12 protein-coding genes and 1 tRNA gene are annotated in these 14,963 nt (G+C 61.7%); 6 read left to right on the top strand and 7 right to left on the bottom strand.

Translation table 11 applies throughout. The annotated features are described in order from the left end of the window. Positions 1-26: 26 nt before the first annotated feature. The 3 genes from AC1DD5_RS00065 to AC1DD5_RS00055 all read left to right on the top strand — a co-directional run bounded on the left by AC1DD5_RS00065 (position 27) and on the right by AC1DD5_RS00055 (position 3,807). The gene (locus AC1DD5_RS00065) at positions 27-1,826 is read left to right on the top strand and encodes an ABC transporter ATP-binding protein (RefSeq protein WP_477520331.1); all 1,800 of its coding nucleotides are present in this window, start codon (positions 27-29) and stop codon (positions 1,824-1,826) included. Further along, positions 1,823-3,655 (top strand): ABC transporter ATP-binding protein, encoded by a 1,833-nt coding sequence (locus AC1DD5_RS00060; protein WP_477520330.1) that lies wholly within the window; start codon positions 1,823-1,825, stop codon positions 3,653-3,655. The genes AC1DD5_RS00065 and AC1DD5_RS00060 overlap by 4 nt, the downstream gene beginning before the upstream one ends. Before the next feature lie 75 nt (positions 3,656-3,730). After that, positions 3,731-3,807 (top strand) — tRNA-Pro (locus tag AC1DD5_RS00055). Between the two features lie 145 nt (positions 3,808-3,952). Here the strand turns inward: AC1DD5_RS00055 and AC1DD5_RS00050 are convergent. After that, on the bottom strand, positions 3,953-4,174 hold the full coding sequence (locus AC1DD5_RS00050) for a hypothetical protein (protein WP_477520230.1): 222 nt from the start codon (positions 4,172-4,174) through the stop codon (positions 3,953-3,955). A 124-nt stretch (positions 4,175-4,298) separates the two neighbouring features. Between AC1DD5_RS00050 and AC1DD5_RS00045 the strand changes: the two genes are divergently transcribed. Further along, the gene (locus AC1DD5_RS00045) at positions 4,299-5,603 is read left to right on the top strand and encodes a helix-turn-helix domain-containing protein (protein WP_477520329.1); all 1,305 of its coding nucleotides are present in this window, start codon (positions 4,299-4,301) and stop codon (positions 5,601-5,603) included. A gap of 80 nt (positions 5,604-5,683) precedes the next feature. On the opposite strand, the gene AC1DD5_RS00040 is transcribed toward AC1DD5_RS00045, so the two are convergent. Continuing rightward, entirely contained in the window at positions 5,684-6,622 is a 939-nt protein-coding gene (locus AC1DD5_RS00040; protein WP_477520328.1) for a phosphoribosylaminoimidazolesuccinocarboxamide synthase, read from the bottom strand. Between the two features lie 2 nt (positions 6,623-6,624). Continuing rightward, the gene (purD, locus tag AC1DD5_RS00035; RefSeq protein ID WP_442018724.1) at positions 6,625-7,935 is read right to left on the bottom strand and encodes a phosphoribosylamine--glycine ligase; all 1,311 of its coding nucleotides are present in this window, start codon (positions 7,933-7,935) and stop codon (positions 6,625-6,627) included. A 136-nt stretch (positions 7,936-8,071) separates the two neighbouring features. On the opposite strand from purD, the gene AC1DD5_RS00030 reads away from it, so the two are divergent. Beyond that, entirely contained in the window at positions 8,072-9,088 is a 1,017-nt protein-coding gene (locus tag AC1DD5_RS00030) for an asparaginase (RefSeq protein ID WP_224088869.1), read from the top strand. Positions 9,089-9,129: 41 nt separating this feature from the next. Next, positions 9,130-9,531 (top strand): sterol carrier family protein, encoded by a 402-nt coding sequence (locus AC1DD5_RS00025; RefSeq protein WP_477520327.1) that lies wholly within the window; start codon positions 9,130-9,132, stop codon positions 9,529-9,531. A gap of 60 nt (positions 9,532-9,591) precedes the next feature. Here AC1DD5_RS00025 and AC1DD5_RS00020 read toward each other — a convergent pair whose 3' ends face one another. From AC1DD5_RS00020 to AC1DD5_RS00005, 4 genes are all read right to left on the bottom strand, one after another. After that, a complete protein-coding gene (locus tag AC1DD5_RS00020) occupies positions 9,592-11,079 on the bottom strand; it encodes a cation:dicarboxylate symporter family transporter (RefSeq protein ID WP_442003412.1) in 1,488 nt (495 codons plus the stop codon). Positions 11,080-11,345: 266 nt separating this feature from the next. After that, entirely contained in the window at positions 11,346-12,113 is a 768-nt protein-coding gene (locus tag AC1DD5_RS00015) for an SDR family oxidoreductase (RefSeq protein ID WP_477520326.1), read from the bottom strand. Positions 12,114-12,160: 47 nt separating this feature from the next. Beyond that, a complete protein-coding gene (locus tag AC1DD5_RS00010) occupies positions 12,161-12,934 on the bottom strand; it encodes an aspartate/glutamate racemase family protein (RefSeq protein ID WP_477520325.1) in 774 nt (257 codons plus the stop codon). A gap of 32 nt (positions 12,935-12,966) precedes the next feature. After that, a complete protein-coding gene (locus AC1DD5_RS00005) occupies positions 12,967-14,532 on the bottom strand; it encodes an NCS1 family nucleobase:cation symporter-1 (protein ID WP_477520324.1) in 1,566 nt (521 codons plus the stop codon). Positions 14,533-14,963: the final 431 nt, after the last annotated feature.

Below are 14,963 nucleotides of genomic sequence, written 5' to 3'. Positions count from 1 at the left end.
GTAGATCCAGCTGTTGAGAAGCGGGCATGTCCAAACAAACGTCATTCTTCACATCCGTCGGCCGCCTGTACCCTCATGTGCGGCCCATCCTCCCCCGGCTTTTCATGGGCCTCCTCTGCGCCCTGCTCGCCAGCATCGTTGCACTGACCATCCCTCAAGTGCTGCGTGTACTGGTCAACACCTCGCTTCAACCGGGCGGTGACCCAGGCGCTGTCTGGATTGCCGCCGTCGTGATTCTTGCGCTTGGTGTGGCTGAAGCGGGACTGGTGGCCCTTCGCCGGCAGTTCGTTATCAACCCGGCCACGACGGTTGAGACCAGGATGCGGGTATCGCTGTATGGTCACCTCCAGCAACTCACAGTGTCTTTCCATGACCGCTGGGGTTCGGGGCAATTGCTGTCCCGAGCCATGACGGACTTGAGTTTTCTGCGCCGCTGGATGGCGTTCGGCGCGATCATGCTGGTGGTCACCACGTTGACGGTGATCATCGGCGTCGGAGTTATGTTTTCCATGAGTTGGCAGTTGGCCTTGATCTTCCTCGGCGCGGCGGTCCCGATCATGGTCAATTCCTTCCGCTTCCGACGCCGCTTCAGCAGGGTCACGCGCCTCAGCCAGGACCAGGCGGGCGATCTTGCCACCACCGTAGAAGAATCCGTCCACGGCATCCGTGTCCTGAAGGCTTTCGGCCGCAGCCGCGAAGCGCTGGAAAATTTCAACGGCCAGGCAGAAGAGCTGCGGCAGACAGAGATTGCCAAGGCGAAGCAGCAAGCCGGCTTCACCCTGGTGGTCACGTTGCTGCCTGAGCTGGCTCTGGGCGTCGGCTTGGTGGTGGGCATCATGCTCGCGGCAAGCGGCCAGCTAAGTATCGGCTCATTGGTTGCGTTCTTCGCGACCGCCGCCGTAGTGGCCACTCCCGTGGAGTTTTCCGGCATGCTCCTGGCCATGGCGCTGACCGCCAAGACTGCACTGGACCGGCACTTCGAAGTCATGGACACCGAGAACACCATCACCACTCCTGATGAGCCTGCGGTGCCAGCAACAGTGAAGGGCGCCCTGCGCTTTGAGCACGCCGGGTTCGGATTCGACGACGGCGGGACGCTCCTGCACGACATCACCTTGGACATTCGTCCCGGCGAAACCATGGCACTGGTGGGAATCACGGGGAGCGGCAAGAGCGCCCTGCTCCAGCTTGTCCCCCGTCTTTACGATGTCACAGAAGGCTCCGTGACGATTGATGGCGTGGACGTCCGCGACTACGCCATCGAGGAACTTCGGCGCATCGTTGCGGTGGCTTTCGAAGACACCACCCTGTTCTCCAGCTCGGTACGGGACAACGTCCTGCTCGGCTCCCCTGAGCCCAGCGACGCAGCCCTGGATGAAGCCTTGGACGTCGCCCAGGCCCACTTCGCGTACTCTTTGCCGGACGGTGTGCACACCCTGATTGGCGAGGAGGGGTTGAGCCTTTCCGGTGGCCAACGGCAGCGCATAGCCCTTGCCCGTGCCATCGCAGCGAAGCCAAAAGTCTTGGTCCTGGACGACCCCCTCTCGGCTTTGGACGTCAACACCGAAGAACGCGTGGAAGCCCGGCTCCGCGAGGTACTGCACGAGACCACCACATTGATCGTCGCGCACCGCCCTTCGACCGTGGCACTGGCGGACCGCTGTGCCTTGCTCGAGAACGGAACCATCACCGCCGTCGGAACCCACACGGAACTGCTGGCTGAAAACGCTCACTACCGCTACGTCATCGCAAGCCTGGATACCGGTCCTAGGGATCTGGACAGCGAATTGGACGAGCTCGAAGACGCCGAGGAGGCCCGACGGTGAGCGCAACAACTTTTGGAACCGCCAACGAAGACAACACGCTCCTGAGCAAAGCGGACAGCAAAGCAGTACGACGCCGGTCGCTCGCCTTGCTGGGCTCGCTGATCCGCCCGGTGCGGTGGCGTTTCTGGATGACGATCGTGATGGTGGTGGTTTCGCAGCTCACCCGGGTGGCGGGGCCAGCCCTGATCGCCTTTGGCATCGACACCGCTCTGCCCGCATTGCAGGCCGGCAACAATGGACCGTTGGTGCTCGCTGGTGCGTTGTACCTGGCAGCGGCAATCGCCACTGCTGCAATGACTGCCCTCTACGTAACGTCCACAGCCCAATTGAGCCAGGCCATGCTGCTGGACCTCCGGGTACGCGTGTTCAGGCACACCCAGCGGTTGAGCCTTGAATTCCACGAGAAGTACACATCCGGCCGCATCATTGCCCGTCAAACCTCGGACCTCGAGGCACTGCGGGAATTGCTTGACTCCGGCGTGAGCTCCCTGGCTTCGGGCATGCTGTTTATGCTCTTCACAGCATTCACAGTGTTTGCCTTGGACTGGCGCAGTGGATTGATCATGCTTGCGGCGGGTGTGCCCATGTTCTTACTCGCGCGCTGGTACCAAAAGCATTCACAGATCGCGTTCCGGGAATCCCGGGTGGTTTCGGCGCGGCTGATCGTGCACTTCGTGGAAACCATGACGGGCATCCGTGCGGTGAAGGCCTTCCGCAAGGAGCGCGAGAACGCCGACCGCTACGGTGCCTTGGCTGAGGACTACCGCAAGAACACCGTCCGCTCCATCAACCTGAACGGCATCTTCCAGCCAGGATTGGTGTTGATCGGCAATGTGTGTGTGGCAGCGGTCCTGTTGTTCGGCGGGTTCAGGGTGCTCAGCGGTGACCTCGCTGTGGGCGTCCTCCTGGCACTCATCCTGTCCACGAAGCGCTTCTTCCAGCCGGTGGACCAGATGGCTATGTTCTACAACTCCTTCCAGAGCGCACAGGCTGCGCTGGAGAAAGTATCAGGGCTCCTCGAAGAGGTGCCCACCGTCCGGCCGCCAAAGAACCCCGTACCGCTGAAGAGTTCACGCGGCGAGATCGCCTTCAAGGGCGTGCAGTTCGGTTACAGCGATGGCAAGGTGGTTGTGCCAAAGCTGGACCTGCACATTCCCGCTGGCCAGACCGTTGCCTTGGTTGGGCAGACGGGCGCCGGCAAATCCACTCTGGCCAAACTCGTTGCGCGCTTCTACGACGTCACGTCAGGCGCCATCACGTTGGACGGCATTGACCTTCGCGATCTGGCTACCACCGACCTTCGCCGCGCAGTGGTCATGGTGACGCAGGAAGCCTTCCTGTTCAGCGGCTCCGTGGCGGAGAACATCGCGTTGGGCCGGCCCGAAGCTTCCCGCGCTGAAGTGGAGGCCGCGGCCAAAGCAGTGGGCGCCCATGAATTCATCATGAGCTTGCCCGAAGGATATGACACGGATGTCAATAAGCGCGGTGGCCGCGTCTCGTCGGGCCAGCGACAACTTATTGGATTCGCCAGGGCCTTCCTCGCCGCGCCTGCCGTTCTGATCCTGGACGAAGCCACGTCTTCGCTGGATATTCCTTCCGAGCGGATGGTGCAGGCAGGACTCGCCCACCTTCTGGAGGGTGTTGCAGGCCAGAACGCTGCCCGCACAGCCATTATCATTGCCCATCGTCTCTCCACCGTGGAGACAGCAGACAGGGTGTTGGTGGTCCATGACGGCCGGATTGTTGAGGACGGAACACCTGCCGAGTTGATCACTGGTGGCGGCCAGTTTGCCCGGCTCCACGGAGCATGGCGGGACTCGCTCGTGTGAGGAGCGACACCCTCTCCTCGATTTCGCATCCTGCAGCGATTCAGCTATCCTTGAACAGTTGCTTTCGCAGCGGATCGGGATGTAGCGCAGCTTGGTAGCGCGCTTCGTTCGGGACGAAGAGGTCGCAGGTTCAAATCCTGTCATCCCGACCAAACACGAAAATGGCGTCGAGAAATCGGCGCCATTTTTGTTCGCCCGAATCTACTCAAGTGTGAGGGTCACCGCCTGTACCCGGGCAAAAGAAAACCCCGGAGCATCGCTCGTCACGCTCCGGGGTCTTCTTCAGTATTTACTGATTTACATAGGATCCGGCCAGTTGCCGATGGACGACGTCGTGTACGTCGTGTCACCTGACTTGGTAGGTGTCGTGGTGGTGGACCTCATAGGATCGGGCCAGTTTCCAATAGCACTTACCGAGCCGGAATCTGCCGCTGCAGCAGCAGAGACGACTGCGGGAGCCGCAACCGTAAAAGCGAGAGCGCCTGCCAAGGCCACCGAAGCGGCCATTTTCTTGAACATAATGTTCCCCAATGCGAGTCGGATTCGTTACGGAAATTGCACGGTCCCTGTTGACATACATTGTAAAATGTTTTCCACAGAGACTGTCAAGGTTTTGGTGAAAAGACACCTGTAGGAGGGCCCCGTGGGAAACGGATTCGGCGAGAAGCTACGTGCCGAACGGCTCGAACGCGGGTTAACGCAGGCAGAACTGGGCAAAAACCTGTATTCCCCGAGCTACATTTCGCTGCTTGAGACAGGTCGACGCGAGCCTACTGCCGAGGTCATCGAAGAGCTGGCGCGCAGGCTGGAATTGGCGCCCAAGGCTTTGGAAGCCTGGAGCCAACCCGTTTCGGTAAGCGATGCCGAGTACGTGCTGGCCGGCCTGTATGCCCGGCAAGCGTGGGACCTGCGCGACTACCAACTCGCGGCCAGCCATGCAGCAACTGCGGCGCAGATCGCGCTCGAGGCGAAGAACAACAGCGCCTGGTGGAATATGACCTATATGCAGGCCGAATGTGTGATGAAGCAAGGCCAGCTCAGGGAATGCCAGCAAATTGTCGAACATTTACTGGAACACCCGATGGCCACGGAATCCGCAGGCCTTGGCGTGCGTGCCTGGCAGATGCTTGCCGCGGTCTGTCACGGACAGGGTCAGCTGGCCACCGCCGTCGAGCATGCAAAGAAGGCCGTGCAACTGTCCGAACAGCTGCCCAAGGGATCCACGCTGATCATTGGCGCGCACCGAGCACTGATCGGCGCCCTCGCGGAGAGCGGCAAGCTGGACGAAGCGTGGCAGTACTGCCTGACGATGATCGAGCACATGGACGAGCACTCCATGTCCCAGCTGGCCGGTGAGGTCGCGTGGGTGGTGGGCAACGTTGCTTTCATGCGGCACGACTACGTGGAGGGCATCAAGCACCACGAGCGCGCGGCAAAGCTGCTCTCCCCCGCCAACGACATCGAACTGTGGGCCCGTTTCAACAAGGCATCCGCTGCTGTCAGGTTGTCGTCCGGCATTGTTGAGCCCGAAACCCTGTCCGCGATTGAACGTGCCGAGCTGGCGCTATCCATCGTCGGTGGAAACAAGACGGACCAGCTTGAAGTAGCCTTCATCCGCGCCCGCTGGCTATACCTGACGGGCGATATTCCGGCCGCGGTGGACAAGCTTCGCGAGATCTACAAGGACCGCAAGGTACTGGCCCGCCATACGGCTGGCGAAGTCTCGCTGTTGCTGGGGAAGTCCTTGAAGGCAGCTGGTGAAACTACGGAAGCCCTGCACTACCTGGAAGAGGCCCAGCACGACTTCAGTGCAGCCGGAGCCTCGGACCGGGTCCAGCAGGCCATGGATGCTGTCCTGGAGATCCGCCTGGCGGAACGCCGCGCTGCTGCATCACACCCGGAAGCGCATCCCGAAACGCATCCAGAAGCCCATTCCGAGGCAAGCTAAACCCAAGTAAGTCGCAGTTAAGCGCGTTTTGAGCGGGGTCAAAACGCGCTTAACTGCGACTCAGTTGGGTGGGGACAAGCTTAGGCGAACGTGCGCCCTGTGAGTTTCTCGTAGGCTTCCACGTAGCGGGCACGGGTGCGCTCCACGACTTCAGCGGGCAAGGCCGGCGGGGGAGTGTCCGAGGACTTGTCCCAGCCGGACTCGGCCGAGGTCAGCCAGTCACGGACGTACTGCTTGTCATACGAGGGCTGCGACTTGCCCGGAGCATAAGTGGACGCGTCCCAGAAACGGGAGGAGTCCGGGGTGAGGACCTCATCGCCCAGTGTGATGATGCCCGTGTACGTGTCCAGGCCGAACTCCACCTTGGTGTCGGCAAGGATGATCCCCCGCTCGCGGGCGATCTCCTCAGCGCGGGTGTAGATCTTCAGCGTGAGTTCGCTGAGGCGGGCGGCAATGTCGTCACCCACAATGGCCACAACGTCGTCATAGGTGATGTTGACATCGTGCTCGCCGACGTCGGCCTTGGCAGAGGGCGTAAACAGGGCCTTTTCCAAGCGGGAACCGTCAACAAGCCCCTCGGGAAGCGGGATGTTGCAGACGGTGCGGGAGTGCTTGTACTCCTCCAGCCCGGAACCGGTGAGGTAACCACGGGCGATGCACTCCACCGGGAACATCTCCAGCTTCTTGCAGATCATGGCACGGCCCTCGACGGCGGCCGGAACGCCACCCTCAACCGTGGAGGCCAGCACGTGGTGCTCAACCTCCAACTGGTCGAACCACCACAGGCTGAGCTGCGTCAGGATGCGGCCCTTGTCAGGGATTTCGCTGCTCAGGACATGGTCATAGGCACTGATGCGGTCGCTGGCAACCACCAGTACGCATTCCTGGCCGACCTTTTCCGTGATGGATTCATCGGTTGGGACGTAGAGGTCACGAACCTTGCCGGAATAGATATGCGTCCAACCCGGAAGTTGCAGGGTCTCGGTTTTGAAACCGCCTGTGGGGAGGGAATCAGTCATGCTCAGGCCTGTACTTTCGGGATGGTTCCGGTGGCTGCGTAGGGCACTCGGATTTCGCCGCGGGCGGCCTTGCCTCCGATATCCGTACGGAACTGTGAGCCCTCAAGCTGAACCAGCTCAACGCCGTCGTACGCTTTTTCGCGGGCCTCCACCAGGTCGGAACCCAGCGCGACCACGGCGAGGACGCGGCCGCCGGCCGAAACCACTTTGCCTTCCTCGTCCAGCTTGGTGCCGGCGTGGACAACGTGGACGCCTTCGAGCTCGTCCACCTTCTTCAGGCCGCGGATGCGATCCCCCGTGCGGGGAGCGTCCGGATAGTTTTCGGCGGCCACGACGACGGCGACTGCCGTGTCCTTGGACCAGCGCAACTCCTCTGCGGTGTCCAGTTCGCCCTTGGCAGCTGCCAGCAGCAACGCACCGAGCGGGGTCTTAAGGCGTGCGAGGACTGCCTGCGTCTCGGGGTCACCGAAGCGCACGTTGAACTCGATGACGCGCGTGCCGCGCGAGGTGAGTGCCAGGCCGCAGTACAGCACACCGATAAAGGGTGTGCCCCGGCGGGCCATCTCATCCACAGTGGGCTGGGCGACGCGGTCGATGACTTCCTGAACCAGGCCTTCGGGAGCCCACTCGAGCGGAGTGTAGGCACCCATGCCACCCGTGTTGGGGCCTTCATCGTTATCGAAGATGCGCTTGAAGTCCTGCGCCGGAGACAAGGGAACGGTAGTGCGGCCGTCGCAGAGGACGAACAGGGAAACTTCGGGGCCGTCGAGGAATTCTTCGATGACAACTGTTCCACCGGCGTCGAAGCAAGCCTGCGCGTGCGCGAGGGCTTCCTCGCGGTCGTTGGTGACTACAACGCCCTTGCCTGCGGCGAGGCCGTCGTCCTTAACAACGTGCGGGGCGCCGAACGTAGCCAGGGCATCGGCGGCTTCCTCTGCGTTGGTGGCAACGCGGGCCATGGCCGTGGGAACGCCCGCTTCAGCCATGATCTGTTTGGCGAACGCCTTGGACGCTTCGAGCTGGGCTGCTTCCTTGCTGGGTCCAAAGACCGGAATCCCGGCCGCACGGACGGCGTCGGACACACCGGCGGCCAGGGGAGCCTCCGGACCGACGACAACCAGGTCCACGCCCAGCTTGGTGGCGAGCGCGGACACGGCTTCCGGGTTGTTCCCGTCAATTGCGTGCGTGGGAACGAGTTTGCTGATGCCTGCGTTGCCCGGAGCCGCATGGACCTCGGAAACGTTGGGATCTTCAAGCAGAGAGCGGACAATGGCGTGTTCGCGGCCGCCTGGGCCAATGACGAGTACCTTCACAGTCTTCAAGGGTACTTTGTGTAAGGCGCGGGGCCTAAGCTGTGTCCTTCCCCGGCAACGGATGACTGGATCCGGGACCGCGCCCGAACCTCGCACGTGACCGGGGAACACAGTCGCTGCGCCCTAGACTGGCCTCATGCCCATGAGTTCGCATGAAACGTTCAACGTTGAGTCCGCCGTCGAACTGGCAGTCATCGAACGCAGTGGCTTTATCGAGTCCCGGCACATCGGTGCTGCCGTCGTCCTTGCCGGTGATGGAAGCGTGGTCACCCGGCTCGGTGACATCGATGCTCCCATTCTGGCCCGCTCCACCCTGAAACCATTCCAGGCCCTCGCTGCCATGCAGTCCGGCGTCCCGCTTCGGGGCGCCCAGGTGGCTGTGGCCTGCGGAAGCCACACCGGTTCCCTGGATCACATGGACGTAGTGGAGGGAATGCTCAAAGCGGCAGGTGTCCGCGAGGATCAGCTTCAGTGCCCCACAGCTTGGCCGCAGGACGAAACCGCCCGCAATTGGCTGGTCCGCTCCGAGCGTGGCCAGACCAGGCTCGCCTTCAATTGTTCCGGAAAGCACGCGGCTTTCCTCTGGGCCTGCACGGAAAACGGTTGGGACCTTCGCAGTTACCTTGAGCCGAATCATCCGTTGCAGCAGCGTGTGCGGTCCGTGATTGAGGAATACAGCGGCGAAACGATCTCGCATTTGGGCATTGATGGCTGCGGAGCACCCGTTGCGGCGATCTCGCTGACTGGACTGGCCCGGGCGTATTCGCGGTTGGCTAAATCACCGGGTGATTCATCCTCGAACGCACGCGCCGCGACCATCGCCACCTCCATGCTCGACTACCCATGGGCGGTCCAGGGCAAGGGCGAGTCAAACACGATCGTCATGGAAGAGCTGGATATCCTGGCCAAGATCGGCGCCGAAGGGATCCTGGTCCTTGCCACGTCCACCGGTGCCACCGTGGCGGTCAAGATGCTCGATGGGAACCTTCGTGCTACGTCCTTGGTGGGGTTGACCCTTCTTGCCGTCAGTGGCGCGGTGGACATTCCCGCGGTTTCCAACGTCCTGGAACGCGTCGTGGAACCTGTGCTGGGCGGCGGGCGGCCCGTGGGCAAGATCCGCCTGGGCCACGCCGTATCCGCGATGCTCGACTGAGCCGGCCCGTTACTGAGTCACCTAGTTATAAGGAACGAACCATGGCAGTTGCACGACGCCGCATTGACGTCGAGGAGGGCCGCGCCGCGCTGGCAGCGTGGCAATCCGCCGTCGGAGGCTCGGCTGAAGGTGCCTCCGGCGAAACCGGTGCCACCCCGCCGTCGCGCTCTTTGATCGCGACGGCGGTGCGCTACTCGCTCGAGGAAGTCACCGCCCGCGCGCCCGGCAATTCGGTGGAGGTCCGCGTGCCCCCGTTCGGCGTCACGCAGTGCGTGGAGGGACCCCGCCACACCCGCGGCACTCCCCCAAACGTCATAGAGTGCGACGCCGCCACTTGGCTTGAGTTGGTTACCGGCCGGATCTCCTGGGGAGACGCAGTTTCGGCTGGCCGCGTTGCTGCGTCCGGACTGCGTGCGGACCTCTCGGAACTGCTTCCCCTCTGACACAGCTGATGCCCTCAAGACCTAAGTCTCAAGGGCATCAGTTGCACTCAAACTATGAAGTTAGTCGGGGCAAATCGGGGTGGTTGGTTGCCCTGGCTTGCTCATCTCGAATTGCGGGATTTCGTCCGCCGTTGGACCTCCACGGAACTTCGGTGATGGGTGATGGCCCTCGCTGAGGCGTTCGAGTTCCTGTTCCTCGAACACTTCCTCCTGGCCGAGCATGATGGCCGAATCCTCGTTGGTAATCTCGCCGTTGAAGGCCCGGACCATGACACTGCGGTCGAACTGGCCTTCCCACTTGGCAACTATGAATGTGGCAACGCAGTTGCCCAGCAGGTTCACGACGACGCGCATGGAGTCCATGAGGCGATCGGCTCCGAGGAGGAGTGCTACGCCGGCAACCGGGAAGATGCCGAGGGCGGCAGCCGTGGCCGAGAGTGCCAGGAACGACGAGCCCGGGACGCCGGCCATGCCTTTAGAGGTCAGGAGCAGCACACCCAGCGCGGCCAACTGCTGGCCAAGGTCAAGGTGGTGGCCGAATGCCTGGGCCAGGAACAGGAGCGAGATCGAGAGGTAGATCGCTGCACCGTCAAGGTTGAAGGAATAGCCGGTGGGAACCACCAGACCGGTGGTTGCCCGGGAGCAGCCGGCGTTGGTCAGCTTGGTCATGATGCGCGGCATGACCGCTTCAGTGGAGGCCGTGCCAAGCGCGAGCAGGAATTCCTCGCGGGTGTATTTCAGGAAGTGCCAGAGCGGAACGCGGGCGAAGCCCCAGGCCACCAGGAACAGAAGACCGATAAAGACGACGGCGGCTCCGTAACAGGAGGCGATGAGAAGCGCATACGTACCGAGTGTGCCAAGCCCGTACTGGCCGATGATGAAGGCCATGGCGCCGAAGGCACCGATCGGAGCCACCTTCATGATCCAGGACATGATCTTGAAGATCAGCTCCAGAACGGTCTCCATGAGGCTGATCACGGGCAGGCAGCGCTGGCGACCGATGACGACGATCGCGGCACCGAAGAAGACGGAGAAGAAGAGTACCTGGAGCAGGCTGTTGTTGGCGAAGGCGCCGATCACGCTGGTGGGGATGACATCCAGCAGGAAGGCCGCTGCATCCTTGGGAACTGCGTGGCCGGTCTTTGCGTCCACGGCTTCCTGGGAAAGCGTGGAGGGATCGATGTTCAGACCGGCACCGGGCTGAACGATGTTGCCCACGATGAGTCCGAAGACCAGGGCGAAAAGGGTGGCGCAGGTGAAGTAGAGGAGTGCTTTGACCCCGACCCTTCCGACCGCCTTGACGTCGCCGACTGCCGAGATGCCGGTGACGATCACGAGGAAAATCAGCGGGGCGATGATCATCTTGATGAGTTGAATGAATCCATCACCCAGCGGCCGGAGGGTGGACCCGAGGTTCGGCCAAAAATGACCGATGAGCACACCTGCGACGACGGCGATCAGGATTTGAAAAAAGAGCGACTTATACAGTGGCTTCTTCTTCAGCGGGGCCGAACTCGCCTTCAGCGCCGCAGAGTCTGGGATCTTCATTGATCTGAACCAATCAGTTGGGAACAGCCCCACATTTGGGGGTTGTTTTCAAATGTAATCCTGCTCACATCATTCCGCAAGGGGAAATTGAATTTCCATATTGTGGAAAGTCACATTTGGTTTGGAGCTTGGATGTTGGTGCGTCCCCCACCTTCTTTGACGCTGAAATGCCCGTGACACACCCTCCTGCAGGCGTGTCACGGGCATTCGAAAAGCAAAGTGGGTGGTGGCGGCACGGGCCCACGGTTTGGGGCGGTGCTTTGATGCTAGCCGCGGCCTATGAACGGCATGCCCGCGGCTGTGACCACCAGGGAACCAACGTTGGCCGACGCCGGCATGTTGGCCATCATCAGCACAGCACGGGCTGCGTCCTCCACGGGGAACATCGGCTCCACGCGACGGCTGCCATCGGCCTGCAACGCACCTGAGCCGATTCCGATGGTGTCCATGATCTCGGTGCGGGTATTTCCGATATCGATCTGCCCGCACGTGATGCCAAAGTCTCGGCCATCCAGCTCAATGCTCTTGGTCAGGCCGGTCATCGCATGCTTTGTCACCGTGTAAGCGACGGACCTGGGCCTGGGCGAATGTGCAGAGATGGAGCCGTTGTTGATGATGCGGCCACCCTGCGGTTCCTGGGTCTTCATGGTCCTCACAGCCTCAGCGGCGCACAGCATGGAGCCAGTGACATTGACGCGCAGCGTGGCCTCCCACTCATCGACGTCGATCTCGCCAACGTCGCCGGCCGGCCCGAAGATGCCTGCATTGTTGAACAGCACATCAACCCGGCCCCAGCGTTGGCGGACTGCCTCGAAAAGGCGGGCAACGTCGTCGGGCTCTGTCACATCGCACGACACCGCCAAGGCATCCGGACGGTCGCCCGCGGTCTCCAGCAACTGCGCTTCGCGACGCCCAGCCAACGCCACACGATAACCGTCGGCGAGCATGAGCCGGGCTACGGCCTTCCCAATGCCGGAGCCGGCACCGGTCACGACGGCGACCCTTGGGTCTGCGGGCGGGCGTGGGTCAGTCATGTGGTGGCCTTTCGGGGAATCGCCTTGGACAGCTTCTGTAGCCAGCGTCAGCGTGCGGCCTCTGCGGGCTCTGCAGTCGGTTGGGCTGCTGTCGGCTGGGCTGCTGTTATCGGCCAGCCTATGACAGTCTTCGGACGTGGCGTTGCATAGGTGCGGACCTTGGAGGTCGTGAGGCCGAGCCGGACCAAGGATTCAGCGATGGTGACGGCCGCAGCCACACCATCAACTACGGGCACGCCGGTGCGCTGCCGGACCTGCTCGTCCAGTCCAGCCATGCCACCGCAGCCCAGGACAATCACCTCAGCCTTGTCTTGAAGGACAGCTTGCTCGGCCTGGCCCACGATCGCTTCGACGGCGCGGTCCGGATGTTCCTCAAGTTCCAGCACGGCCATACCGCTGGCGCGGACCGAGGCGCAGCGCGCCTCCAGCCCGGCAAGCTTGAGGCGATCCTCAATCAAGGGGACGGCGCGGTCCAACGTAGTAACCACGGAATATTTATGGCCAAGGAACATGGCTGTGCTGGCAGCAGCCTCCGTGATGTCGACGACCGGGACATCCAGGAGTTCCTGCAACCCCTCTCGGCCGTGCTCGCCGTAGCCGGCCTGGATGACGGCGTCGAAGGGTTCGGGATAGTTGACCACGGCATCCATGACGGCGATCGCGGCAAGGTAGCTCTCGAAGTTGCCCTCACAGGAGTCGGCGCCAAAGCGCGGAGTGATGCCAATGATCTCGGTCCCCGGGGCTGCAGCAGCCCTGGCCTGGGCAGCGATGGAATCGGTCATGGACTGCGTAGTGTTCACGTTTGCGACAAGGATGCGCATGGTTTCCTCTGTATCAGTGGGTGCTGGCGACATCAGTGGGTGCTGGCGACCGCAATCGGTTCGCCCGAGACGTCCTCGTGGGCCTGCTTCTTGTCAGCCACAACGAAGTACGTGAGTGCGGCCACGCCGGCGCCGATGAACCAAGCGAATGGTGCCGCGGGAGCCAAACCTGGAATGAAGGCGATGGCAATGGCCAAGGCGGCTGCGGGGAGCATGGCAACGATGGCCTTGGGGTTCACGCCCCGCTTGTAGAAGTAGGCGCCCTTGGGATCATCGGTGTAGAGCTCGGGCACGTTGACCTTGCCGCGGCGGACCAGCCAGTAATCGGCCATGACCACTCCGAACAGCGGACCGAGCAGGGCGCCCAGGCCACCGAGGAAGTACACGATGACGATCGGGTTGTTGTAGAGGTTCCACGGCAGGATGATGAGGCCGATGGTGCCGCTGACCCACGCCGCTTTACGGAAGTTCAGATGCCGCGGGAAGAGGTTGGTGAGTGCATAGACGGGTGCCACGAAGTTGGCCATCAGGTTCACGGCGATGGTCAGGATCAGCAGGGCGAGGCAAGCCAGGACAAGCAACAGAGTATTAGGGATGCTCTGGACGATGTCCGACGGGCTCTCGATGACTGTGCCGTTGATCTTGTACTGTCCGCCGGCCATGACCACTACGATTGCGCCGAATACCAGCATGTTGATGGGGATGCCCCAGAAGTTGCCCTTGACGATGGACTTCCTGGAGACAGAGGACCTCGTGAAATCGCAGAAGTTCAGGACGAACGTCCCGTAGATGGAAACCCACAATGCCCCACCGGCAAAGATGGTGAGCCACATGTCGCCACCTTCGAGCCCCTTGATGCCGGTCCACTGGATGGCTCCGCCGGCCTCGATGAAGACCCACACAGCGATCGCAGCCATGGTCACCAGGATGATGGGCCCAGCGAAGGCCTCGTATTTACGGATCATTTCCATGCCGAAGCTGACGATGACGAGCTGAACTATCCAGAGCGCCACGAAGGAAAGCCAGCCTAGCGTTGATAGGCCCAGGATCGAGTTGCTATCCAGCTCCTTGAGGCCCGGAGCCATCGCGACGAGCATGACGCGTAGCACCACGGATGCCAGGTATGTCTGGATACCGAACCAGGCGACAGCGACAGCGCCACGGACGAGGCTGGCGATCTGCGCACCACGGATGCCGAAGCTGATGCGACTCATGACAGGGAAAGGAACACCGGTCTTCTGGCCCATGAATCCGGAGAAGTTCAAGAGGGCGAAGAGTAGGGTGGCCCCAATTCCCAGTGCCACCAGGATCTGCCAGCCGCCTAGACCGAGCGAGAACAGACCAATGGCAAAGGCATAGTTACCCAGGCTGTGGACGTCATTGGCCCAGAGGGTAAAGATGCTGTAGCTGGTCCACTTACGGCCTGCGGCCTTGGTGTGCGCGAGGTCGATGTTGTAAAGACTGGGGCTGATGGTACGGCCTGCGGCTTCGGAAGCAATGGCGCAAAGGTCCGTGTTGCCCACGGACGGGTGGTTGGGCCCACCCGCTGTTGTGTCTCCCGGAGTCTCAGTGACGCCGACTGATGAAGTCGTCTGCATCGTGGATCTCCACTTCGTACTGTTTCCACATAGCGGAAACAAGTTATTGAATAGTGAAAACACTCTATGACTCACGTCACGTCACGTCAAGGCGTCACAAGTGTATGGAGGGTCACATTCGGTTGATTGCCGGGGCATTTCCCAGTTGACTGTTGCGGTTGCGTAATCCGTGTTGACGCTGCCCATCGGCAGACGTAATCTCGAATTGCAGAATTTTATTCTCACAATACGAAATTCCTTGAGCGCCCCCACAGAGCAAGCGCCCAGACATTCAATGAAGAGAGGTTGGACGTGGCTGCAGGAGAAGAGACCTCACACATCCTCAGCGGGTTGACTGCCCAGCTGCCTGATCGTGATCCGGAAGAGACCGCGGAGTGGATTGAGTCCCTTGATGCGTTGATCGCGGAGCAGGGCACGGAGCGTGCCCAGTA

Source organism: Paenarthrobacter sp. 10L420, assembly GCF_056395385.1.
The sequence above is the reverse complement of the archived record's forward strand: the minus strand, read 5'-3'. Positions and strand labels throughout refer to the sequence as shown.

Bases quoted from the DNA above. Each gene is read 5' to 3' on its own strand.
- AC1DD5_RS00065 (WP_477520331.1), top strand. From the start codon at position 27: ATGTCCAAACAAACGTCATTCTTCACATCCGTCGGCCGCCTGTACCCT.
- AC1DD5_RS00050 (WP_477520230.1), bottom strand. From the start codon at position 4,174: ATGTTCAAGAAAATGGCCGCTTCGGTGGCCTTGGCAGGCGCTCTCGCT.
- AC1DD5_RS00040 (WP_477520328.1), bottom strand. From the start codon at position 6,622: ATGACTGATTCCCTCCCCACAGGCGGTTTCAAAACCGAGACCCTGCAA.
- AC1DD5_RS00030 (WP_224088869.1), top strand. From the start codon at position 8,072: ATGCCCATGAGTTCGCATGAAACGTTCAACGTTGAGTCCGCCGTCGAA.
- AC1DD5_RS00025 (WP_477520327.1), top strand. From the start codon at position 9,130: ATGGCAGTTGCACGACGCCGCATTGACGTCGAGGAGGGCCGCGCCGCG.
- AC1DD5_RS00020 (WP_442003412.1), bottom strand. From the start codon at position 11,079: ATGAAGATCCCAGACTCTGCGGCGCTGAAGGCGAGTTCGGCCCCGCTG.
- AC1DD5_RS00015 (WP_477520326.1), bottom strand. From the start codon at position 12,113: ATGACTGACCCACGCCCGCCCGCAGACCCAAGGGTCGCCGTCGTGACC.
- AC1DD5_RS00010 (WP_477520325.1), bottom strand. From the start codon at position 12,934: ATGCGCATCCTTGTCGCAAACGTGAACACTACGCAGTCCATGACCGAT.
- AC1DD5_RS00005 (WP_477520324.1), bottom strand. From the start codon at position 14,532: ATGCAGACGACTTCATCAGTCGGCGTCACTGAGACTCCGGGAGACACA.